Annotated in this window: 20 protein-coding genes; 8 read left to right on the top strand and 12 right to left on the bottom strand. The window is 60.5% G+C overall.

The window, feature by feature from the left end; all coding sequences use genetic code 11:
- Positions 1–118: 118 nt before the first annotated feature.
- The 4 genes from recN (at position 119) to NZ585_09840 (ending at position 4080) form a co-directional block, all read left to right on the top strand.
- A complete protein-coding gene (recN, locus tag NZ585_09855; protein ID MCS7080339.1) occupies positions 119–1828 on the top strand; it encodes a DNA repair protein RecN in 1710 nt (569 codons plus the stop codon).
- Positions 1829–1888: 60 nt separating this feature from the next.
- On the top strand, positions 1889–2383 hold the full coding sequence (locus NZ585_09850) for a bifunctional nuclease family protein (protein ID MCS7080338.1): 495 nt from the start codon (positions 1889–1891) through the stop codon (positions 2381–2383).
- A gap of 64 nt (positions 2384–2447) precedes the next feature.
- On the top strand, positions 2448–3248 hold the full coding sequence (locus NZ585_09845) for a ParA family protein (GenBank protein ID MCS7080337.1): 801 nt from the start codon (positions 2448–2450) through the stop codon (positions 3246–3248).
- A complete protein-coding gene (locus NZ585_09840; protein ID MCS7080336.1) occupies positions 3241–4080 on the top strand; it encodes a ParB/RepB/Spo0J family partition protein in 840 nt (279 codons plus the stop codon). The genes NZ585_09845 and NZ585_09840 overlap by 8 nt, the downstream gene beginning before the upstream one ends.
- A gap of 3 nt (positions 4081–4083) precedes the next feature.
- Here the strand turns inward: NZ585_09840 and NZ585_09835 are convergent, their stop codons facing one another.
- A complete protein-coding gene (locus tag NZ585_09835; GenBank protein ID MCS7080335.1) occupies positions 4084–4626 on the bottom strand; it encodes a hypothetical protein in 543 nt (180 codons plus the stop codon).
- Between the two features lie 153 nt (positions 4627–4779).
- Here NZ585_09835 and xerD point away from each other — a divergent pair, with 153 nt between their 5' ends.
- Both xerD and NZ585_09825 read left to right on the top strand, forming a co-directional pair.
- A complete protein-coding gene (gene xerD / locus NZ585_09830) occupies positions 4780–5661 on the top strand; it encodes a site-specific tyrosine recombinase XerD (GenBank protein MCS7080334.1) in 882 nt (293 codons plus the stop codon).
- Positions 5662–5935: 274 nt separating this feature from the next.
- Positions 5936–6952 carry an NDP-sugar synthase gene (locus NZ585_09825; GenBank protein MCS7080333.1) on the top strand — a complete coding sequence of 339 codons (1017 nt, stop codon included), beginning with the start codon at positions 5936–5938 and terminating at the stop codon, positions 6950–6952.
- On the opposite strand, the gene NZ585_09820 is transcribed toward NZ585_09825, so the two are convergent.
- The 4 genes from NZ585_09820 to queA form a co-directional block, all read right to left on the bottom strand.
- Positions 6938–8569: a glycosyltransferase family 39 protein gene (locus NZ585_09820; protein ID MCS7080332.1), complete on the bottom strand. Its 1632-nt coding sequence runs from the start codon at positions 8567–8569 to the stop codon at positions 6938–6940. The genes NZ585_09825 and NZ585_09820 overlap by 15 nt on opposite strands.
- A 282-nt stretch (positions 8570–8851) precedes the next feature.
- Positions 8852–9883, bottom strand: a complete 1032-nt coding sequence (locus tag NZ585_09815) for a PDZ domain-containing protein (GenBank protein MCS7080331.1) — start codon at positions 9881–9883, stop codon at positions 8852–8854.
- A 200-nt stretch (positions 9884–10083) separates the two neighbouring features.
- A complete protein-coding gene (locus tag NZ585_09810; protein MCS7080330.1) occupies positions 10084–12891 on the bottom strand; it encodes an insulinase family protein in 2808 nt (935 codons plus the stop codon).
- 127 nt (positions 12892–13018) lie between these two features.
- On the bottom strand, positions 13019–14062 hold the full coding sequence (queA, locus tag NZ585_09805; GenBank protein MCS7080329.1) for a tRNA preQ1(34) S-adenosylmethionine ribosyltransferase-isomerase QueA: 1044 nt from the start codon (positions 14060–14062) through the stop codon (positions 13019–13021).
- 104 nt (positions 14063–14166) lie between these two features.
- Between queA and radA the strand changes: the two genes are divergently transcribed.
- Complete coding sequence (gene radA / locus NZ585_09800) at positions 14167–15558, top strand: DNA repair protein RadA (protein MCS7080328.1); 1392 nt, start codon at positions 14167–14169, stop codon at positions 15556–15558.
- 11 nt (positions 15559–15569) lie between these two features.
- Positions 15570–16178, top strand: a complete 609-nt coding sequence (locus NZ585_09795) for a CvpA family protein (protein MCS7080327.1) — start codon at positions 15570–15572, stop codon at positions 16176–16178.
- Positions 16179–16204: 26 nt separating this feature from the next.
- Here NZ585_09795 and NZ585_09790 read toward each other — a convergent pair whose 3' ends face one another.
- From NZ585_09790 to NZ585_09760, 7 genes are all read right to left on the bottom strand, one after another.
- Entirely contained in the window at positions 16205–16534 is a 330-nt protein-coding gene (locus NZ585_09790) for a nucleoside triphosphate pyrophosphohydrolase family protein (GenBank protein MCS7080326.1), read from the bottom strand.
- A gap of 28 nt (positions 16535–16562) precedes the next feature.
- Entirely contained in the window at positions 16563–18074 is a 1512-nt protein-coding gene (locus NZ585_09785) for a sigma-70 family RNA polymerase sigma factor (protein MCS7080325.1), read from the bottom strand.
- A gap of 265 nt (positions 18075–18339) precedes the next feature.
- Positions 18340–19557 carry a glycosyltransferase gene (locus tag NZ585_09780; GenBank protein MCS7080324.1) on the bottom strand — a complete coding sequence of 406 codons (1218 nt, stop codon included), beginning with the start codon at positions 19555–19557 and terminating at the stop codon, positions 18340–18342.
- Positions 19554–20492 carry an FHA domain-containing protein gene (locus tag NZ585_09775; GenBank protein ID MCS7080323.1) on the bottom strand — a complete coding sequence of 313 codons (939 nt, stop codon included), beginning with the start codon at positions 20490–20492 and terminating at the stop codon, positions 19554–19556. The genes NZ585_09780 and NZ585_09775 overlap by 4 nt, the downstream gene beginning before the upstream one ends.
- A 55-nt stretch (positions 20493–20547) precedes the next feature.
- Positions 20548–21531 carry an electron transfer flavoprotein subunit alpha/FixB family protein gene (locus NZ585_09770; GenBank protein ID MCS7080322.1) on the bottom strand — a complete coding sequence of 328 codons (984 nt, stop codon included), beginning with the start codon at positions 21529–21531 and terminating at the stop codon, positions 20548–20550.
- A 57-nt stretch (positions 21532–21588) separates the two neighbouring features.
- Positions 21589–22374 carry an electron transfer flavoprotein subunit beta/FixA family protein gene (locus NZ585_09765; protein ID MCS7080321.1) on the bottom strand — a complete coding sequence of 262 codons (786 nt, stop codon included), beginning with the start codon at positions 22372–22374 and terminating at the stop codon, positions 21589–21591.
- A gap of 188 nt (positions 22375–22562) precedes the next feature.
- Positions 22563–23477 carry a CoA-binding protein gene (locus tag NZ585_09760; protein MCS7080320.1) on the bottom strand — a complete coding sequence of 305 codons (915 nt, stop codon included), beginning with the start codon at positions 23475–23477 and terminating at the stop codon, positions 22563–22565.
- Positions 23478–23501 lie beyond the last annotated feature (24 nt).

Here is a 23501-nt window from a genome sequence, read left to right as displayed (position 1 = left end):
AGCTGCGGGGAAATGTCCGCGCCGCCGCTGATTCCGTCGGGTCACTTGGCGTCGCTGCGAACGGAGCGCTGGCGGGTCGGCGCGGTTTTCACAGGGTTGTTGTCTCCGGCGCATACGCATGCTCAAACAGCTCTACATTGAGAACATCGCGGTCGTGCAGCGGCAGCGCGTGACGTTCGACGCCGGGTTGACCATCGTAACGGGTGAAACCGGAGCCGGGAAGTCACTAATTGTGGACGCGCTGGCGCTGGCCGTGGGAGGGCGGGTGACAGCCGATATCATTCGGGCGGGCGAGACGCGGGCGGTCGTTGAAGCGCTGTTTGACTGTCCCGATCACCCAGAGGTAATGCGCCTCCTAGCCGAGGCGGAACTGGAAGTGGGAAATGAGTTGCTGATTCGCCGTGAAGTGTCGGCAAGCGGGAAGGGACGGGTTTTCATCAACGACCAACTGTGTCCACTGGCGACAGTGCGGGCACTGCGGCCGTACCTAGTGGACATTCATGGGCAGGGTGACCAACAAACGCTCATTGAGCCGTCGGCGCACGCCAGGGTGCTGGATGCGTTCGGGCGACATCTGCCGCTTGCAGACGCCACGGCGGAAGCCTTCACCACGTGGCGGACAGCGCAGCAGGCGCTGGAGCGCTTCCAGCACGAGGAAGCCGACCGGTTGCAACGGTTGGAGTTGCTGACCTTCCAACGGGACGAGTTGGAGCGCGTTGCACCGCGCGCCGGCGAGGATGAGGAACTGCGCGTGGAACGAAGGCGGCTGGCGAACGCGGAACGTTTGGCGGCGACGGCGGCGGCGGCTTATGACCTGCTGTATGAGCGGGAAGCGTCCGCGCTGACGCTCATCGTACAGGCGTTGCGGCGGGTAGGAGAGTTGGCGGACGCCGATCCGACGTTGGCCGAGGCGGCGGCGACGCTTGAGTCCACACGGTACAGCATCGAGGAAGTCGCCTTGACATTGCGGGACTACGCCAGCGCAGTTGTGGTGTCCCCAGAGCGATTGCGCGAAGTGGAAGCCCGCTTGGATGACTTGGATCGGCTCAAGCGTAAGTACGGCGGAACGCTGGAGGGCGTCCTTGCGACGTGGGAGCGAATTCGGGCGGAACTGTCCGCCGTTGAAAACAGCGACGCGGAACGCCAGCGGCTGACGGCGGCTGTAGAAGAAGCGGCGGCGCAGTACCGCCGGTTGGCGTTGGCATTGCGCGCCGCCCGCCGTGCGACGGCGCAGGCGTTCGAGGCGGCATTGATGAAGGAGTTGCAGGCGTTGGCGTTAGCGCCGGCACGGCTGGTGGTGGCGTTTGACGAGCGCGACCCTGCTGATTCGAGGACGTGGGCGGCGTCGGGTTTGGAAGACGTCGAGTTTTTGTTCACCTCGAATCCGGGCGAGCCGCCGCGTCCACTGGCGAAGGTTGCTTCGGGCGGCGAGTTGGCGCGGGTCATGCTAGGCGTCAAATCTATCCTTGCGCCGACGGATATTCCGCGTACGATGGTGTTTGACGAGGTGGATGTCGGCGTCAGCGGGCGCGTGGCGGAAGCGGTCGGCGTACGGCTGCGGCGACTGGCCGAGCGGCAGCAGGTGCTCTGTGTGACGCATCAGGCGCAGGTGGCGCGGTTTGCAACAACGCACCTGCGGGTGGAAAAAGCGGTGGTGAACGGCCGAACGCAGACAGCGATTACGTCGCTGGACGCGGCGGAGCGGGTGGAGGAGTTGGCGCGGATTCTGGGCGGGTCGGTTGTGACGGAGGCGGCGCGACAGGCGGCGCGCGACCTGCTGACACGGAATGGGTTGGTCGGCGCGCCGACATCTGAGCTTAGTGATTGATTTCAAGGCTTTTATCGTGACAACTTTGATCCTAAATCCCACTTGCGGAGGAAACGGTCTATGGAACGAGAAATGAAAATTCGGGGGCTGATGATTGACCCGGCGGCGAATACACCGATTGTCGTCCTCAAGGAAGTGGACGGCGACCAGTTGCTGCCCATCTGGGTCGGGCCGTTTGAAGCCAACGCCATCGCGTTTGAGATTGAAAAGATGGCCCCGCCGCGTCCGATGACGCATGACCTGCTGCGCAACCTCATCCTGCAAATGGACGGGCGTGTGCGGCGGGTGGTCGTGACGGAGTTGCGCAACAACACCTTCTTCGCTGTCATCGAGTTGGAGATCGCCGGCAAGATGATCTTCCTCGACGCCCGGCCGAGCGACGCCATTGCGCTAGCCCTGCGGGTGGACGCGCCGATTTTCGTGCATGAGTCCGTCCTCGAAAGCTCCTCGTCGGTCATCGTGGAGCGCACGGAGGAAGAGACGACCGAAAAGGACGATGAAATGGAGTTTGATTGGCCCGAGGAGATTGACGAGTCCGACATTGGGCGCGGCTGACGCCGCGTTCGCCGGACGCCTCCGACATCGGTTTTGAGCCTTCGGGGTTGAGCAAGGGAAAGCCATGGGGATGGAAAACGGGCATCATCCGCGACGCTCAGACACCTGTCTTGTCATTACGGTCGCCAATCAAAAGGGCGGCGTCGGTAAGACGACCACCGCCATCAACTTGGCGGCCGGGTTGGCGCTGCGCGGACGACGGACGCTGCTGCTTGACCTTGACCCACAGGCGAACAGCACGTTGTCCTATCTGCCGTATGAGGCCGCCGGACTCTCAGCCTATGACTTCCTAATGGATGTCAAGCTAGACCCCCTGACGATTGTGCAGCCGACGCCGGTGCCGGGGCTGGACATTCTTCCGGCGCGCATCAGCTTAGCGAAGCTGGAGTCGCGGCTGGTGGGCGAGTTCGACGCGCCCTATCGTCTCAAGGACCGGCTAGAGCCGCTGCGGCGCACGTACGACATCATTGTGATTGATACACCGCCGACGCTGGGGCTGATTACGGTCAACGCGCTGGTGGCCGCTTCGCATGTTCTGATTCCGATTCAGTCGTCCTACTTCGCCATGGAAGGCACGGACGATCTGCTGGAAACGATTGAGAAGGTCAAGGCGCGTCCAAATCCCAACCTGCAAGTGCTGGGCGTCGTCATCACGCTGCATGACAAACGCACCGCCCTAGCGCGGGATATTCACCGGCAGATTTGTGAGGTCTTCGGCGACAAGGTGTTTGAGACGGTAATTTCCAAGTCGGTGCGGCTGGAGGAAAGCCCGGCGTACCGTGAATCCATTTTTACCTTTGCGCCTCAGTCGAGCGGCGCGCTTGAGTATGCCAAGCTTTGCGAGGAGGTGTTGCGTCGTGTCTAAGCGCGGACTGCCGTCCACGGTGCGCATGCGCCATGAATCGCACTATGTTGAAGAACTCTGGATGCGTACAGGCGCGCCTGTCGGGCGCATGATTCCGATTGACCGTCTAGAGCCGAACCCGAATCAGCCGCGCATCGAGTTCGGCGATTTAGAGGAACTCACCAACTCGATTCGGGAAAAGGGCGTGTTGGAGCCGCTGCTGGTGCGGCCGGCGGAGGTCGGCGGGCGCTTTATGATCATTTCCGGCGAGCGGCGCTACCGGGCGAGCTTGCTGGCCGGATTGCGCGAGTTGCCCTGCATCGAGATGAACGTGGACGACCGCGCCGTGGCGGAGATCGCGCTCATCGAGAACCTCCAGCGCAAGGACTTGACGCCGTTTGAAGAAGCTGAGGGGCTGACGGCGCTGGTGGAGCGGTTCAACTACACACATGAGGAGATAGCGCGCAAGCTGGGCAAGTCCCGCTCCAGCATTACGGAGTCACTGGCGATTGGGAGCCTGTCGCCGGAAATCCGTGAGCTGTGCCGGCAGGCCGGTATCACGTCCAAATCAACGCTGCTGCAAATTGTGCGGCGACCTTCGGACGAAGAGCGGCGGGCGCTGATTGCCCGTATTCGGCGACTGGGGCTGACGCGCGACGCTGTCAGACGGGCGACAAAGCCGGCGAAGCGCGCACAGCCATTCAAGTTTCACTTTCAGGAGCCATCGCGGGCGTTCACGCTCGACCTGAAGTTTCGCAAGTCTGACGTGGACAGGGCGCAGGTCGTCGCGGCGCTCAAAAAGGTGATCGCGGCGCTTGAAGAGGAATTGGCGGCCGGAGACGCCGGGCCGTAGGTTTCATTTAGCTTGTTTGGCGCGCGCCAACAAGGCCTTACGTTGCTGGCGGGCAAGCCAGCGGGCAAAGCGATCCAGGTAGGGAAACAATGGACGCATGAGCCGCGCTCGATAGCTGGTGTCGTGTTCGCGCAGCGTTTCAAGCCCCTTGCGCACGTACTCCCGAATGAGCGGCTCATAGTCGGTTTTCTTGCGTCCGCGCGTGAAGTTGAGATGATAATGCTGACCCATCAGCGCCAGCAGGGCGTAGGTTAGGTTGGCGCGCAACGTCCGGCGGGCGACGAAGCGTTTCCACCAACCCTTATGTTCCAGAAACGGCTCCAACGCAATCTCGAACCACGGGCCGGAGGTTGGCGTCTTGGGGTGGTAAAGGACAGGTAGCTTATTGCGTTGTTCGGCCGGGACGTGGGGATCCTGAATGCGATCCACAAAGACGACGCGGACGATGCCGGCCGTGTGGTTGCGCGGCATGGCGGCGAACGTCGTTTGCACGAGTTCTTCTAGGTTGAGGTTGGTTTTGTAGGTGGCGCGGTTTTCGATCTTCATAGTTTGATGTTTCGGGGCGTAACGCACGAGCCGGCCGGGCGTTGTTTCGGCGCGGCAATGACGCCAGCGTGCGCGCCCCAAACAGTTACAGTAAATCGCAAATCAGCGGACAAGGGCAACCACGCCAAGGCGACGAAAAAGGAACTGACTGGTATGGCGCGAGATGTCATTACGGAGTTTCTAACGTACTTGCGAGTAGAGCGTGGTCTAGCGGCGAACACCTTAGAAGCCTACGGGCGCGATTTGGCAAAGCTGGCGCGGTTCGCCGCTGAGCGCCAGAAGGATGTTCTCACGCTGGAGCGAACGGACTTGGCGGCGTTTGTCGAGGCGCTGTTTACGGCGGGGCTAGACGCCCGTTCAGTCGAGCGGGCGCTGGTGGTTGTGCGCAACTTCTACAAGTTTTTGGTGTTGGACGGCCACCGACGCACTGACCCGACGGTGACACTGGCGCAGCCGAAAAGTTGGCAGACGCTGCCAAAGTTTTTGACGCCGGAGGAAATTGAAAAACTGCTTCAACAGCCAGACATCACCACCGAGGCCGGTGCGCGCGACCGGGCCATTTTGGAACTGCTCTATGCGACAGGATTGCGCGTATCGGAGTTGTGCAGTCTCAAAATTGGCGACGTGAACCGCGATGTCGGCTACTTGGTGTGTCTCGGCAAGGGAAGCAAGGAGCGCCAAGTGCCGATTGGACGGTCGGCGCTGGCCGCGCTAAACCGTTATCTTCAGTTCCGCGCCGCACGGCGGGACGCCCAAGACCACCGGTACTTGTTTGTGACGGCGCGCGGTCGCCCACTCACCCGCCAAACGTGCTGGAAACTGGTGTCGGAGTACGGCCGGCAGGCCGGACTAGGCACAGTAACGCCCCACATGATCCGGCATACCTTCGCGACGCACCTCCTGGAGCATGGCGCAGACCTGCGCTCCGTCCAGATGCTTCTCGGCCACGCGGATTTGGCGACGACCCAGATTTACACCCACGTCACCTCAGAGCGGCTGCGGGAAACCTACCGGAAGTTTCATCCCCGTTCGTAGCCACTCTGCGGTAGCGGCGACGCCGTCTACATGACGGCGCTCACTGGCTCAGCCAGCGAGCTATTGTCCCCGCGACAGCAAGTGAGAAATATAAACGATGCCAAACAGCGTGCCGACCGTGAGAATGAAAAAGCAGATAACGGAAATAATTTGACCGATGACGTTCCACATACCGCGGAGCCTCGTCTTGCGGCTAGTGATTCGGTGGACGCATGGCTAATGTACTGTGTTTTCTGGTGCGTCACAACTTTGATCCTGACGGGAACAGCGACTCATGCAGACACTGATTTTGGCCGGCGGCAAGGGAACGCGCCTGCGCCCGCTGACGCTGCACACCCCAAAGCCAATTGTCCCGATTGCGAATCGGCCCTTCTTGTACTACCAGCTTGATTTGCTGCGTCCGCTGGATGTGGACGGCGCAATGGAGGTGCTGCTGAGCTTGTCCTATCAGCCGCGCAAGATCGAGGCGGCGTTGGTTCACGAAGAACTGGGCGGGATCACCGTTCGTCCGATTGTGGAGCGCCAACCACTAGGAACGGCCGGCGCAATGCGCCATGTTCGGTCGCAGGTGCGGGGAACGCTGCTCGTGCTCAACGGCGATATTCTAACGGATATTGATCTGCGGCCGGTGCTGGAACGTCACCGGATGCGGCGGGCCGCCGCGACGCTTGTGTTGGTCAACGTGGACGACACGCGCGCCTACGGGGTGGTGGAGTTGGACGCCGAAGGACGGATTCGGGCGTTCTATGAGAAGCCGGAGCCGGGTATCACCAATGCTAAATCAATCAACGCAGGCATTTACTTACTTGAACCTGAAGTCTTGGATTTGATTCCGAGCGATTGTGAGTATTCGTTTGAGTACGATTTGTTTCCACGCTTGCTGGCGTCAGGCTTGCCGCTATACGGCGAGATTACCGAGGCGTACTGGTTGGATATCGGGACGCCGGAGCGCTATCGCCGCGCCAACGCAGATGTTTTAGCTGGGAAGCTCCGGCGCTATCCGCCGGAGTCATCGCCGATGTTGACAGCCGACGGCTCGGTAGTGGACGCCGGAGCAACGCTCAAGGCCGGGGTGTCGGTGATCCGTTCAGTTATTGGGGCAAACTGCTATTTGGAGGAAGGCGTGCAGGTGGTGGACAGCGTCGTGTTGTCCGGTTCGCGTCTGGCGGAGGGGGCGGTGGTGTTCGGTTCAGTGCTGGGGCGAGGCGTCCACGTCGGCGCCAACAGTGTGCTGCACAACGTCGTGTTAGGTGATAAGTCAGTCGTCACCGACTTCTCACGCCTTGGGTGACGGCGGCCCAGTCGCCGTTAGGCGGGCGAGGGTGAACCGTCCTGCTTCGCCGAGCAGCGTTAGGGTATAGGCGGATGACTGCAACATTGCCAGCCGCGCTTTTGGAACGACAACCAGCAGGGTGCGGCGTTCGGCGACAGCGGCGGCAACGGCTGCTTGGTTGGGAAGATGATACGGCTCACGAGTGGCGTCACAGCAAGTTGTATACGCTGGGTTATAAAACACAGGTGCGTACTCGCGGCAGCCGAAGAAGGCGACGATTTCACCGGGCTGGGCGGCACGGTCAATCGCAGCGCTGAGGCCCTTAGTAGAAAACTTTGCTTCAAGCGCCGGAAAGGATGTTGTGAGCCATAGGACAAGGAGCAACGTCCCGCCGGACAGACGAAGTAGGGCGTCAGACGGTTGCGCCGCGTACACAGCGCTGACGCCCAAGCCAGCGACAAGCAACCCTCCGGCGAAAAGTTCTATAAAGCTCAAAGTTTTTTCCATCAGACTTTTATCAATGAAAATCTGAAGTCCGATATACAGTCCAACTTGTCCCAATCCGGCGACGCCAAGCCACAGCGTGCGCATTCGCGCTGACAGACTCCAAAAGCCATAGGCCGCAAGGATGGCGGCGAAGGGGATGGCCGGTAGGACGTAGCCGGGAAGCTTCGACCCTGAAAAACTGAAAAAAAGGATCGGGAAGGTAAAAGCGCACAGAGCAAGCCAAATCAAGCTTTGGGGCGCTTCACTTAAAGCGTTTTCTAATTTGTTTGGCCGCCACAGACGCCGAAGGCTACGATACAGGCCCGCCAACAGGAATGGCGTCCAAGGGAGAACGCCCAGTAGAACGATTGGCGCGTAGTAGTACGCTGGGCCGGGATGCCGGAATCGGTTGGAGGTAAAGCGCTGAAAGTGGTGGGCGATGAAAAATTCCTCAACGAACGCCCAACCATGTTGGGCCATGACAGGGATATACCAAATACCCGCCACAGCCGCCGTGATGAACAAACCGGTCAGGGGGCGCAGAGTACGGAGGAAAAAAGCCGGCTGTCGCCGTACATCCGGCACAACCAGCGCGTAAAGCAAAATGCTGCCGACAGGTAGTACTAAGCCAACTAAACCCTTGGCGAGCAACCCGATGCCAAGAAAAACATAAAATAACACACGAGCAAAGTCCACCGTCATTCTCCATCCGGACTGCACCGCTTCAAAGCTCAGATGAAACATGAGCAATGAGATCGTAACAGCAAATGTAAGAAGGGCTTCAAATGTAGCAGCCCGTGCGAAAGCCAGCATGAGGGGGCTGGTTGTCGCTATCAGGGCGGCCGACCAACCGAGATGAGCAGGTCGGAGCGCGCTCAACGCCAGAACGGTTAGTGTGGCGGCAACAGCCGACGGCAGGCGCACCGCCCACTCGTTGACGCCGATGAGGTGATAGCCGAGGCCAATCAGCCAGTAAAGAAGCGCCGGCTTTTCAAACCATGGCGTTTTACCGAGCGTTGGCGTGATCCACTCGCCCTGCGTCCACATTTCACGGGCGACGCGCGCGTAGCGGGGTTCATCAGGGCCAAGCAAACCAAGATCGCCTAACCGCCAGAAAAAGGCGACGCCGCAGGCCAACACAAGAAGCACAGACAAGCTGGTTGCGATCCGGCGCATAGGTGCGGAGGAATCCGCCATAGCCGAAGATTGCTTACGAAGGTTGATTGAACAACTGCCTCAGGTGAGAGGCTGAAAGCGTGACGTGTATTGACGGCTCAGGCGGAAGCGACGGGCGTTTGGAAGTCGAGCAGAGGTAGGCGCTCAGTGTTTTCAGACGCTTCTGGCGGTAAGGCTTCACATCGCCGTTAGGGTGAAGAATGCGAGTCGTTTCTAGCATCCCTCACCCTTCTCCGATCTACTTCGGCCGCGTCTTCACATCGGCCCAAAAAACAGCTCGATGCGGGGCAGGTGAACCTCAAAGCAAAAGTCTAGCGGCTCAAACTGACAGGCTCCCTGTGGCGTCGCTGGGCCAAGCGTCGGTGTGACGACGAGCGACTGTTTGTCCCGCACAAGCGTCACCTTGATCTCGCCGGCTTCGGCGCGGCGCAACTCACGGGCTAAGTCGCGGCTATCCCGAATCGGACGGTCGCCAATCTTTACTAGGCAGTCACCGGCGCGAATACCGGCTTTCTCAGCCGGGGAACCGGGAATAACTTCCGTCACAAGGACGCCTTCCGTAACACCGAAGTAACGTGCAAGCTGTTCAGACAGCGTTTGCGTCCGAACGCCAAGCCGCCCCCGATCGCTGAACACCATCGCCAGAGCGCCGCCTTTGATTTCGGCGCGGCGCTGTTCGCCAAGACGCCGCATTTGCTCCGCCATCTCGCGCACTCGCTCGGCTTGCTCACGGAATTGCTCCACTTGTTCGCGGCAGGCTTCCGGGTCAATCGTGATCCCAAACGGCCCGTCCGGCAGAGCCAGCACGCTGACGCGCGGCTTTTCCGGCACGACCGTGAGTGTGAGCCGTTGTTTGTCGCGGACAACGCCGAGCGTCATTGCTTGTCCGGGCGTTTGCTTGCGGAGCAGGTCGCGGAAGTGCTCGCCGTTGACAACCGCCTGCCCGTTGATGGACACCACCACGTCGCCGCGTTTCAGCCCAGCCCGATCAGCTGGGCTACCTTCGACGACTTTTACTAAATACACTCCTTGGGGAGGCGACACGCCAAGCTCAGCGGCACGTTGCTCGGAAAGTGTCTGGGGAAAGACGCCCAGATAGACAGTGGGACGGCGGAACATGGTTTCGGCGTCGCTGGCCGCTGTAGCGGGTGGCTGTTGTACGTCGGGCAAACCGGTGCGTGGTTGTTCGGCGGCGAAGGCGGCCGCAGCCAAGTAAAGCGGAAGAACCGTCGTGCCAACAAAGCCAGTCCACCGTTTACGAAGCGTCGGACAACAACGTTGTGCCATCGGTTTCATAAGGTTGGCCTCACCAGAAAAAGTCACGGCCGCGAAAACATTCGTCGCATGAGACGACGGCGGCCGGGGTTTGACTCGGTTGCCCAAGACGATGGGCGACGCAGAAAGTTCCCGTGATTTTTGGGCGCGCAAGCCAGGGAAAGTATTCGGCGCAGAGCACGGACGCTCTGCGCCGAACCGTGTGAACAAGGCTACTTGGGCTGTGTTTCTCCCTTCACTTTAGCGAAATCGCCGGCTTTGAAGCGGCTCATCTTGTCGTAGCTGATGTACTTGGCGAACGCCGCCGACACCTGCTCCGGCGTCAGGGCCTTGATCTTCGCCTCAAAATCAGCCTCCCACGTCAGTCGCCGCCCAAGGTAGCGATAGTTGACTAATCCCGGCGCCAGTTCCCGATCCTGCGCCCGCGCCACCTGCCGCTCTTGGAGATAGCCGGCCTTAGCCACTTCGACTTCTTTTAGTGTGAATCCTTCCCGCACGGCCCGCTCGACCTCTTCCTTGAAAGCTGCCTCAAGCCGCGCCAGATTCTGGGGCGCGTAGATGGCGAACACGACAAACGCTCCGCTGCGATCGAGTGAACTCACCTGCAACTGTGCGCCGACGCCATAGCTGATGCCTTCCGTTTGGCGAATGCGCACTGCTAAACGGGAGTTGAGGAAGCCGCCGCCGAAAATGTAGCTGGCTAGAACCAGGGCCGGGTAGTCTGGATCGTCGTCGCGGATTTCCAGCGGCTGCCCGGCGACAAAGAAGGCGTTTGCCTTGTCGGGCGTTTCAAACGTTTCATCCACCGGCGGGACGGCCTGAAAAGGGGTTTCAATCCGAACAAAGGGCGTTTTGGCCTTCCAGTCGCCGAACAACTCGTTGCCAAGCTTTTCAATCTCGGCTGCGTCAAAATCGCCGACGACGGCAAGCTGAGCGTTGGAAACGCCGTAGAACGTCTCGTAGAAACGTTTGACGTCTGCCAACGTCACAGCTTTGATCCGTGCGATTTCCTCATCGGGCAGCGGCGTGTAGCGCACGTCGTCCTTCGGGTAGGGCGCAATATGGCGTCGGAAGGCAACCAACGCCACGTTCTGCGGCTCGCGGCGGTTTTGTTCGATACGGGCGATGGTTTGCTGCTTGAGTTGCTCAAACTCGCTTTCTGGGAATGACGGCTCGCGCAGGATTTCCGCACCAAGCCGCATGACGGCAGGCAGGTTTTCGCGCGTCGTTGTCACGTAGAAGTTGACGCTTGTGGCGTCGCCGGACACGCCGCCCTGCGCCTTCAAGCGGTCAAACTCATCTGCAATCTGTTGGCGGGTTTTCTTCTTTGTGCCACGCGACAGCAGTTGCGCTGTAAGAGCTCCGGCCGCCGCCTGATTGCGCAGCGCCTGCGCGTTCCCAAGCCGGAGCTTCATCGCCAGCGTAACGGTGTTGCCGCGCGTCTTTTTCGGTAGCAGCACCATCTGTAAGCCGCCCCGTGGCGCAGGATAGATGGAGCGCGCCTCGATGTTTTCCGGCGTCGGATCAAACGTTTCCCCCGCCGCAACCGTGACATCGCTCTTGTAGTCTTTCACAAGCGCCGCTACGTCGGGCGTCGGCGGAATTTCCGCGCGGTCAGGCTTTTCCGTCGGAATGAACAGGCCCACCGTCCGGTTGTCAGGCTTGAGATAAGCTTTGGCGACACGCCGCACGTCCTCTACCGTGACTTGCTTGAGCCGGTCGCGGTTGAGGAAAAACAGTCGCCAGTCGCCCGCGCCAATCCATTCACTGAGTTCCAAGCCCAACCGTTCCGAGTTGTTGAGCGTTTGCTCGATGTCGGCAAGGTACTGCCGTCGGATGCGCTCCACTTCTTCGGCCGTCGGCGGCTTGGCCCCGGCAGTTTCCTCAATCGTCGTCAGAAAAATTTTGCGGACAGCCTCGATGTCGGACGCCATCGGCAGCACGGCGGCGAAGTTGACGAGGCCTGGCTCTTTGGTATCGAAGCTGAAGCCCTGCACGAACGCCGCTTTCAAAACTGGATCCTTGGCTTCCACCAGCGCCTTGTGCAGCCGCCCGGAAGGCGTGTCTCCGATGACGCCGGCCAAAATCTGTACCGCCGGTTTGTCAGGATGCGCCGCCGCCGGCACGTGGTAGCACGCCATAACGACTTTGGTATCCCCAACGCGCCGAACGATGACCTGCCGTTCGCCGTCCTGCGTCGGGTCAAGTGTGTAGGTCGGCTCCAATACGCGCGTTGGCCTTGGGATCGGACCAAAGTATTCGTGAATCATCTTGAGGGTTTTTTCCTCATCAAACTTGCCGGCCACGAGCAGGACGGCGTTATCCGGCTGGTAGTACTTGCGGTAAAACGCCCGGAGGCGCTCAATCGGCACATTCTCGATGTCGGCGCGCGCGCCAATCGTGGACTTGCCGTAGTTATGCCAGTCGTAGGCCGCCGCGTGCATCCGCTGGAGTAGTACGCGGTACGGGCTGTTTTCACCCGCCTCAAACTCGTTGCGCACGACGGTCATTTCTGAATCGAGGTCTTTTTTGGCGATAAAACTGTTCACCATCCGGTCGGCTTCCAGATCAAGCGCCCACCGGAGGTTGTCTTCCGTCGCCTGAAAGGTCTCGAAGTAGTTCGTACGGTCAAACCACGTCGTGCCGTTCGGGCGCGCGCCCCGCTCGGAAAGCTCCTTGGGGATGTCCGGATGGCGCGGCGTGCCCTTAAACACAAGGTGTTCCAGCAGGTGCGCCATGCCGGTCTCGCCGTAGTTTTCATGCCGCGAGCCGACCAAGTAGGTGATGTTGACGGTGATGGTTTGCTTGGACTGATCCGGGAAAAGCAACACGCGAAGACCGTTTTCAAGCCGATACTCCGTGATGCCTTCCACACTGGCGACGCGCGTGACGCCGGGCGGCAGCGCCACCCTGGTCGCCGGCGTGTCGGCCTTGGCGGTGACGATGAGCAACGGGTTGGGTAGGCATAACGCGGCGGCCAACGCAGCGCCGGTTAGCCTGCGGAGGCAGGCAAGCTTCATCGGGCAAAATACCTCGAAAGGCGAAATTGAGAATGACAACAGTCGCATGAACGCAGCGAACAATGGAAAGTTTCGTCCGGGGCAAGGGGGACCGCCCAGCGATTTTGGACGTTGCTCGTACGCGGCGTTACAGAATGAGCATCGCGTCGCCGTAGCTGTAAAAGCGATACTCGGCGGCGACAGCGTGCCGGTAAGCGTCCATCACCGGTGTATAGCCTGCAAATGCGACGACCAGCGCCAGCAGCGACGACTGCGGCAAATGGAAGTTGGTCATGAGGCCGTCAAGCACATGGAAGCAAAAGCCGGGCACGATGGTCAAATCCGTCATGCCCTGTCCGGCGACGATTTCCACGCCGTCTTTGGTAACGCGCGCGACGGTTTCGAGCGTCCGCGTGGATGTCGTCCCAACAGCGATGACGCGCCGCCCTTCACGCTTGGCCGCCGTGACGCGCCGGGCAGTTTCCTCCGGCACCATGTAAACTTCCGGCTCGACGCGGTGCGCCGCCAAGTTCTCCGTACGGACAGGCTGAAATGTGCCGTAGCCAACGTGCAGCGTCAGCTTGACGATTTCGACGCCTTGGGCGGCGAGCGTCGCCAGCAGTTCCGGCGTGAAGTGTAGGCCGGCGGTCGGCGCAGCGATGGAACCCGGCGCGGCGGCGTAAACCGTCTGGTAGCGTTCGCGGTCGGCGGGGTTGTCCTGCTCGCGCGCAATGTAGGGCGGCAGCGGCGTACGTCCAATCTCGTCGAGGAGGGCGAAAAAGTCGCCTACGTCTTCAAACGCGATGGTTCTTTGCCCGTCTTCGGTACGCCCCGTGACGAGCCCACGCAACAACCCGTCGCCGAAAACAAGCCGATCGCCGACGCGGACGCGCCGGCCCGGTTTGACGAGCGCCGTCCAGACGCCGGGCGATTGTTCCCGCACCAGCAAAACCTCAACCGTAGCGCCGCTTGGTTCACGGCGTCCGATGAGCCGCGCTGGAAAGACGCGCGTGTCGTTGAGAACGAGAACATCGCCGCTGCGCAGGAATTCCGGCAGGTTGTACACGTAGGCGTCCCGGCGCGCGCCCGTGCGACGGTCGAGGACAAGCAATCGGGCGTGATCGCGTCGTTCGCACGGTTGTTGGGCGATAAGGTGAGGCGGCAGATCGTAGTAAAGGTCGGAGAGGCGGATGGTCACGGTGGATTGAGCGGTGTTGCCCTTTCGTGGAAAGCTTACGGCGCATGGAACGCGCTTTGTGCGTTCATTGCTGAAATTTCAGCCGGACGCAACCCGAAATGCCCAAGGAAAAGACGATTTTCGCCTGTCAGCAGTGCGGCTACCAGAGCCGCAAATGGCTTGGCCGCTGTCCTGACTGCGGAGCGTGGAACTCGTTTGTCGAAGAGCGCGAGGAAAAGACGGTTTCAGCGGCGGCGCTGGCGCGTGGGTTAGGCGGTTCAAAAGCAAGCGCGAAGCTGGCGGCGAAAATTGCGCCGACGCTCTATGCGCAGGTGCCGAGCCAAGATGACTTGCGTCTTTCGTCTGGAATAGCCGAACTTGACCGCGTGTTGGGCGGCGGCATTGTGCCAGGCAGCCTCCTGCTTATTGGCGGCGATCCAGGCATCGGCAAATCCACGCTGCTGCTGCAAATGGCCGCCGGACTGAGTTGTCGGGGCGAGCGGGTGTTGTACGTCAGCGGCGAGGAATCTGAACGGCAAATCAAGTTGCGCGGCGACCGGCTCGGCTTGCGCCCCGGCGATTTGCACCTGTTGCCGGAAACCTGCTTGGAGCGAGTGCTCGAAGTCGTCGCCAACCTCAAGCCGACGCTCATCGTTGTGGACTCCATCCAGACGGCCTATTCCGAGCGGCTGGACAGTGCGCCGGGCAGCGTTTCGCAGGTGCGTGAAACGGCTGGGCAGTGCTTGCTGTTGGCGAAGCATCAGGGCATACCGATTTTTCTCATCGGTCACGTCACAAAGGACGGCGCGCTGGCCGGGCCGAAAACGCTCGAACACATTGTGGATACAGTGATTTACTTCGAAGGCGAGCGCCACCACAACCATCGCGTCATTCGCGCCGTCAAGAATCGCTTCGGCGCGACCAACGAGTTGGGCATGTTTGAGATGACGGGTTCGGGGCTTGTACCGGTGGCGAATCCATCGGCGCTCTTTTTGCAGCAGCGTCCCGTTGGCGTCGCCGGATCGGTCGTCGTCGCCTGTATGGAAGGCACGCGCCCGATGCTTGTGGAGTTGCAGGCGCTAGTGAGCAGCAGCAAATACGGTACCGGCCGCCGAACTGTCGAAGGGGTTGAGCCAAACCGCGTGGCGCTGCTGATTGCGATGCTCGAAAAGCGCGCCGGCCTCCAGATGCTGGGCGATGATGTGTTTGTCAACGTCGCCGGCGGGCTGACGCTAGCCGAGCCGGCTGTGGATTTGGGCATTGTCGCGGCGTTGGCGTCGAGTTTCCGCAACACGGCGATTGATCCGGCGACGGTCGTTTTTGGCGAAGTCGGCCTCGCTGGTGAGGTCCGCGCCACCAGCCAACCAGCGGCGCGGCTGCGCGAAGTCGCCGCCATGGGCTTTGAACGGGTGATCATGCCCGCCGGAAATTTGCCGGGGTTGGATGTACCCGATGGTTTAGAGGTTATCGGCGTCCGGTCAGTGCTGGACGCCCTCGACGCGCTCTTCTGAAAGAGGTTCGCATGACGGCGTTTGATTGGCTGGCCGGGGTGGTGCTGGTTTTTTCCATCGTCAGTGGCGCACTACGGGGGATGATCAAGACGGTGGTTTCCGTCGGCGCATTGCTGGGCGGTTTGGTGGTTGCGCTTGTGTTTTACGACGACATCGGGCGCGGCTTCGCAGCGCTTGGGCTGGCGTCGCCGATCGCCTACGGCCTTGGGTTTTTAGCGCCGATTCTCGCGGCGGGCGTCGGCGGGGCGTTCCTGACACGTCGCCTGCGTAAGGCAATGCGGAAGATGTCCTTGGCAAAGCTTGACCGTCTGGGCGGCATGGCGCTAGGCGTCGGCCGCGCTTGGCTCATTCTCTCAGCTGTGTACCTAGTTTTGACAGCCTTTCCAGCGCAGCCGGCTTTTGTGTTGAACGCACGCATAGCGCCGCTAATCAAACCCGGCGCGCGCCTGCTGACCGAGTGGGGGCGGGCTGACTTGAGAAGTCGTTTTGAGCAAGGCCTGGCGACGCTGCGGCGGATGAAGGCAACAGCTTTGCCGCGCGCGACGTCGCCGGGGGAACCTGCGGCGGGTGAACGTTCAGCGCCGGGTCGCCCGAATGCTGTGGCGTCTGGGCGCAAGTGAACCCGCTCGTGTTGTGGGAGATCGCTTCAGCGTACGTCGCCGTCGCCGCCGATGACGTGGCGTTCAGCCCGTGAAGCCAGCTTTGCCAAGTTGGCGCGGGCGACGGCTTCCAGCGAGGCGTCAAGTTCCGTGCATACTGCCGCGACGTACCACAGCACATCACCTACTTCCGCGAGAAGCCGCTCGCGCTGTTCAGGGGAAAGCTTCCCGTCGGCGTCGCGGATGACTTTTTTGAGCTTGCCGGCGACCTCGCCAGCCTCGCTGGCCAAGCCTAACACCGGATAAATCAGGTTGGCGCCACGGTTAGGGTAGGCGGCGGTGCGTGCGGCGGCCTGCTGGTATTCATTGAGCGTCAGCATGAAGGTTGCCTTTGAGGGAGTGGCTTTATAGGTACAGGGCGTCGCGCAGTTTGCGGCTGCGGCTGGGGTGGCTCAACTTCGCCAGCGCGCGCATCTCAATCTGGCGAATCCGCTCGCGGGTGAGTTGGAAACGCGCGCCAATCTCTTCGAGGGTCCATTCGCGGCCGTCCGGCATCAACCCAAACCGGAGCATTAGCACCTCTGACTCCCGCGCCGACAGGCGACTGAGCGCCTCACGTAGGTTTTGCACCATTTCCGTCGTCATTGAGGCGCGCAAGGGGTCTTGGCTGTTGTGGTCGGGGAGGAGGTCGCCCAGCGAGTGCTCGCCGTCGTCATCCGCCGTCGGCGTCTCAAGCGAAACCGGCTCTGCCACCACATTGAGCACCTGCCGCACGTCTTCCGGCGTCAGGCCGACCAGCGGCGCAATTTCCTCCGGCGTCGGCTCCTCGTCGCCATTTGTCGTCATTTGGCGCAGCACACGCCGGACGCGATTGACCCGATCCACCATGTAGGTGGGCAAGCGAATGGTGCGCGACTGGTTGGCGATCGCCAGCTGAATCGCCTGTTTGATCCACCAGACAGCGTACGTCGAAAACTTGATGCCGCGCCGCCAGTCAAACTTCTCTACTGCCCGAATCAGACCAATGTTGCCTTCTTGGATAATGTCTTCCATGGCGAGTCCACGCCCCATGAAGTCCCTCCCAATAAAGACCACCAGTTTGAGGTTGGACTCAATCATGCGAAGTTTGTAGGCTTCCGCTTTTTGTTTGACCTCGGCGAAATGCTTCCAGTTGGCGATGATGGCGTCTAGCGGCAGCGCGTTATCGCACTCCATCGCTCGGATTCGCGCCCGAACCGCCTTGAGTTGGTGTTTGAGCAGGCGCGTCGTGGCGGCGTCAAGGGTCGCGTCCTTGAGTCGGTATTCAAGCCGCGCACGCTCCGCCTTGAGGGTCAACGCTTCATCCACGACGTGACCCCAGGCGTTTTCAATGCGCCGTCGGATGGTCTTGTTGAAAGGTATTTTGTAGAGAATGCGCCCGATTTGTACTTGCAACCGGCGTACGTCGAAGTTGCGATTGGTGTGCTTGTAGCCGGGTTGCGCCACCATGGCGCGAATGCCAGCGTGCGCCGCTTCAATAGCGGCGAACTTCTCGCGCAGCGCGCGTTCTTGCCGTTCGTCTATGTCAGGCTTGAGCGGCGCTTCACACCGCTCCGCATCCGACTCTTCCTCGCCGCGCGAAACAACCAGGAGATCGGAAAGTCGAAGTCCCTCCGCCTGCAAGTTTTTGGCGAGCTGAACAACATAAGCGGCGACCGGCAGCGCCCGCGACAACAGGCGTAGGGCGCGGCGCTCATGGCGCTCCATCTCCCGCGCGACCATGGTCTCCTCCTGTCGCGTCAGTAACTTGGTGTGCGACAGCGATTTGAGATAGACCGAAATGGTGTCGCTGGCGTCGTCATCTGATGGCTCCGACGCTAGGTGATCTTCTTCCTCGGAAGAAAACATCTCCTCGCTAGGATCGATCTCGTATCGCATGGCATTCCGGCTCATAGCTATCCAATCTCCGAAATCGCACAACGTTGGAAGCGGCAGCCTACAAAGTCGCTCACAAGCTAGCTGACGGTCAGGCGTTGGCCCGGGGCGTTGGGTACTGATGAAGCCGTCGCCGTCATCGTCGCGCCGTCCTGAATGCTCTACACCGGAGAGGGAGAACGCTGTACGCTACGCACTGCGCAAACGCCAGGTGTGCTTTATCGTACACTTTTATCGTACGTTCGCGTCCGGCGGGCGTAAACCCGGACTACCGTGCGGCGTCCGTAGGTGGCGGCGCGGGCTGCCGTCGCCGGGTTAGCGCCTGTTCCAGCAGGGCGGCCACTTCGACAAAACGGGCGTCCCAAGTTTTGTCTCGTACGGCCATCTGGCGGCGGTCGGCGTCGGCTTCAGTATCCGTCGTCAAACAAGCCTCGACGTGATGGATGAAGTCATCTGGCGTTCGAGCGATGCGGATGACATCCGCCATCGGTTCGAACTCTGGAATGGGGACGATAACTACCGGCTTACCGGTCGCCAGATATTCCCGGACCTTGGTGGCGCTGGTGTACTTGACGATGTCCTGTGTGGCGTCTTTTGGCACAATGCAAACATCGAAGTGCGCGGCGAAGGCCGGGAGGTCGGCGTAAGGCTGCGCCGGAATGAAGTGAACATTGGGGCGCGATTCAATCCGCAGGGGAGCCGTTTTATTACCAATAAACACAAACTGCCAGTCCGGGCGGCGGTCACAGACGTACTCCACTAACGATTGGTCAATTTGCCACCGTTCAATTGCCCCGAAAAAGCCGAGAATCGGTTTTCCGAGTCGCTTGATCGGCGCTAACGCCGGAGGACACTCCCAACCGCCATGCCGCGCTGTGGCAAAGTGCTCAAAATCAACCGCCTGCTCCAACAGCACGGATTTTTCACGTCCCCGGCGGGCGTCGGCCAGCAGTTTCCACCCGTGGTAGAAAACAATATCCGCCGCTTCGATGAGTTCCTCATGCAGTTGGCGGATAAAGGCGACCTGCCCACCCGTATCCACTGGATTGGCATCATATTTGTCCGAGACATGGTATGCAACTAGAGATTCGTTGAACTGGCCTACCATGTCGCGCGCCGTCGGGATGGCGATCCACAAGATGGGATGTTCGATGCGCAGCCAGCGCAGCAGCAGCCGCAGTTGAGCGACCAGAAGCCAGCGGTTGATGCGTCGCCACGTAGGATTGGCGAAGAAAGGCGACAGAATTGGGGTGATAACCCAGATGCCTTCCGGCGTTCGGCGAAGGTACTTAGCGTAGCTGCGCAGCTTCCGGCGGATTTTGGTGACCAGCTCCGGGCTGCCGAGACTGGGCAGCCCCATCGAAATTGAATTCACAAACACCACTTGATTGTCGCGTGCAAAGCGCTTCATCAGGTGGTTGTTGGCGTGGGGGTGGTGATACCACCAGTCTTCTCCACCGAAGCAGAGAATCGCCCGCCCTTTCATTTCGAGGAGATGGCGAAATACACCACCACCACGACCACCAGCAGCAACAGGACGAACACGACGCCGCCGATGGCAATAAACAAGACAAGCTTCGACTTACCGCCCCCTGTTTCCGACGGCGGCGGCGTACTCAACGGCGCTTCGTAAGCAGACGGCGCCACCGCCACTCCGGGCGGTTGAGCGGAAGCGCTCTGAACAGCCGTCGCCCCGGACTCAAACGCCGACGGTGGTGAGGCAGGGAGCGGCGGCGGGGGCGGCGGCGTCATTGGCAAAACAGGTGGGGTAGGATGGCTGCTGGCTACGGTCTCTATATTGGGTGAGACAACCGGCGCAGGCGTCGGCGGCGGGAGGAAGGCGTCAGCGCCGACTGTGGGCTGACGCGAGATGGTCGGTTCACTGGGACTTGGGGCTACCGCTGGCAGAGGAGGCAGGGTGGCCGCCTCAAGCCGGTCGGGGGCGACCGACTTGGCTTCCGGCTGGCGGATAAAGTCAAACCGCACCTTTGGACCGCCAATGCCAAACTCAATCACATCCGCATCTTTGAGCCAAACTTCGGTAATGCGGTGACCGTTGAGGTACGTCCCATTGCTGCTGCCAACGTCACGCAGGAGATAGCCGCCGCCTTCATGCAAGATTTGTGCGTGGCGCGTTGAAGCCAGCTGATCTTGAAGCGCCAAAGGGAGGACGCTGTTGGGGTCACGGCCGATGGTCGCAGGAAAGGTCGTGATCGTCACGCGCTCGCCTTTGCGCAACCCGGAGAGAAATACGGCCTCAAGCCCAACAACCGTGGATGGCGAAGTTTCAGTAGAAGGGCTGCCGGCCACAGTCGCCAAGCTGTCTTTTGCGCCGCGCGCCAGCGGCTTCAGCGGCGTGCCGCAGGACTTGCAGAACTTCGCGTCGTCACGATTTTGCGCCCCACAGTTCGGACAAATCATGACCAGGCCTCTTCCGGGGGAGTGTCGCCGCCCAACCAAACTGATTGGGGGCGCTTTAGTTTTGGCGCATCTTTTTGACCTGCTCCGTCAACCTTGGCACAACCTCGAACAAGTCGCCGACGATGCCATAATCGGCGACCTTGAAAATCGGCGCTTCCGGGTCTTTGTTGATGGCGACAATAAACTTTGAGGACGACATGCCAGCTAGGTGCTGAATGGCGCCAGAGATACCACAGGCAATGTAAAGCGTCGGGCTGACGGTTTTGCCGGTCTGCCCAACCTGACGGGAGTGATCAACCCAACCAGCGTCCACTACGGCGCGTGACGCGCCAGCTGCGCCGCCGAGTGCGTCCGCCAGTTCCTGTATCAAGTAGTAGTTTTCCGGCCCCTTAATGCCGCGCCCGCCCGAAACGACGATATTGGCTTCGGTAAGTTCAATTTTACCTTTAGCCGCCGCCAAAATGTCGGTGACTGTGGCCTGTAAGGCGTCCACAATTGTCCCGCCGATTGATTTAATCTCGGCCGTGCGGCTGGTGTCTGGCGCAGCGGCCGGAAAAACATTCGGCCGAAGCGTGGCGACCGCCGGCGTCCGGCGGAACGCCACAGTTGCGAAGGCTTTACCGGCGTAGACTGGGCGCACAACGCTGAAGACGCCATCCGTGACATGGGTTTCCGTCACGTCTGAAGCCAAGCCGACATCCAGCCGAGCCGTCACGCGCGGCATCAAGTCCTTGCCCATCGCCGTCGCCGACGCCAAGACAACCGCCGGCTGCGCCGTCTGAATGGCTTCAACAAGGACCTTGGTGTAGCCGTCGGTGGAGTATTTCGCCAGCGGCGCTACGTCAGCGACATAAACCGTGTCCGCGCCGTAGTGCGCCGCCTCATTCGCCAACTGCCCGATGTTAGCGCCGATGACGACAGCGCACATCGGCTGCCCTAACTTGTCCGCTATCCGTCGTCCTTCGGACAGAGCCTCATAGGTGGCCTTTTTGAACGCGCCATTGCGCTGCTCCGCAAACACCAAAACACCGTTCGACATGAGCGCCAATCTCCTCAAAACAGTCCAGTCTGAAAAAATAACCCGGCAACGCCAGCCCTAGATGACCTTGACCTCATTTTGCATAGCCGCTAGAAGCTCACTGACTTGCTGGTCAGGGTCGCCGGTAATTTTACGTCCCGCCTGACGCGGCGGCGGCAGCCGCAGCGCCATAATCATCAGTCCAGCGGCTTCCGGGCCAACATCAGACGGCGTCAAACCAAAGTCGGCGAAGGTTTTCGTCGCCAACGGCTTTTTCTTCGCCTGCATGATGCTTTGCAGTTTCGGGTAGCGCGGTTCATTGAGCCCCTTCTGCGCGGCGATGACGGCCGGGAGCATGGTTTCGATGACTTCAACGCCGCCCTCAATCTCGCGCTCGGCGCGCAAGCGCCCGTCGCTTACTTCCAGTTTGGTCACGACCGTGACCTGCGGCCAGCCGAGCTTTTCAGCGACAATGGTGTGTACCTGCTGGTGGTCACCGCCAACGCCGTGTTTGCCGAAAAACACAATATCCGGGGTGATGGTTTTGAGGGCGGCGGCCAGCGTTTTACCGACGCACAGCGGATCGTCCACCGCGACGCCTGCGTCGGTAATGTGCATTGCCTCGTCGGCACCGCGCGCAAGCGCTTCGCGCAACAAGTTAGGCACTTCATCTCCACCCAGCGAGAGAGCAATGACCTGTCCGCCCTTGGCTTCTTTGAGCCGAACAGCCTCTTCTAACGCAAACTCGTCGTAGGGGCTAATGATGAACTTAACACCCGTCCGGTCAATCGAACGACCGTCGGCGGCAATCTTGATGCGCGTGTCGGTTTCTGGTACGGCCTTGATGCAAACAGCAATCTTCACAGGAAAGCCTCCAAAAAGTCATGACGGCCGGCTAGGCTTTGATGCCGGCGGCTTAGTGGGAAAAAGCACGTATAACACGCGGTTTCCATGGTGAGCAACGGTTGCAAACAACCTGCATAACGGCTTTCAAGGTATTGTTTCATCCTCAACGTCCACGCGGTTTGGGCGGTTGCCGTCGCTGGCTTCACTCAGGTCGTCGTGGCACGTTGCTTCAAAGCCTCGGCTACTAGCGTTGCGATTTCATGGTGAACGTCAGCGACCCAGACGCCGGCGGCGCGCAGCGCCTCGACCTTTTGACGCGGACTCCCCATGCCGCGCTCCATAATCGCCCCAGCGTGCCCGAAAGTGATCCCAGACGGCATTGCGTCGGCGAACTTGCCGGCGATGAAGGCGATGAGCGGTTTGGTGAAGCCCCCATCCTTGACTAACTGCGCCGCCTGTTCTTCGTAAACGCCACCCGGTTCGCCGAACATCACAACGGCGTCGGTTTCCGGGTCGGCCTCAAACAGGGGCAGAATGTCGGCAAAGGTTGAGCAGGCGATGACATCCCCGCCGACGCTTAGCGCCGTGCTGATCCCAAAACCGGCCTGGCACAACACCCACGCCGTTTCGCTCGTCATCGAGCCGGATTTACTCACAATGCCAATCCTGCCCGGCTTGAACTGAAAGTCCGGGTTGGTGCCCCCAATCGGACCAAGCTTGCATTTACCGGGCGTTAGGATGCCGACCGAGGTCGGCCCAACGACGCGCGCCCCCTTGCTGACGGCGTAGGAGTACAGGTCGGCCGTATCGTGGATGGGGACGCGCTCCGTGATGATGTTGACCAGCCGGATGCCGTTGCTGATGGCTTCAATGGCGGCGTCCTTGGCGGAAAGCGGCGGGACGTATACGAGCGAAGTATTAATGGTCGGGTGCGCAGCCAACGCCTGCTTGAGCGTGTCGTAAACCGGTACGCCGTGAACTTCCTCGCCGCCCTTACCTGGCGTCACGCCGGCCAGCACCTTGGTACCGTAACGCAGCATTTCCCGCGTCACGAACGATCCTTCCCGCCCCGTGATTCCCTGAACAACGACGTGGGTATTTTCATCAACCAAAATGCCCATAAGAACGCCTCGCTTTGCTTGTTC

The sequence above is a fragment of the Chloracidobacterium sp. genome, from assembly GCA_025057975.1.
Classification (GTDB): Bacteria; Acidobacteriota; Blastocatellia; order Chloracidobacteriales; family Chloracidobacteriaceae; genus Chloracidobacterium.
This window is presented reverse-complemented; position numbering and strand designations above follow the sequence as displayed.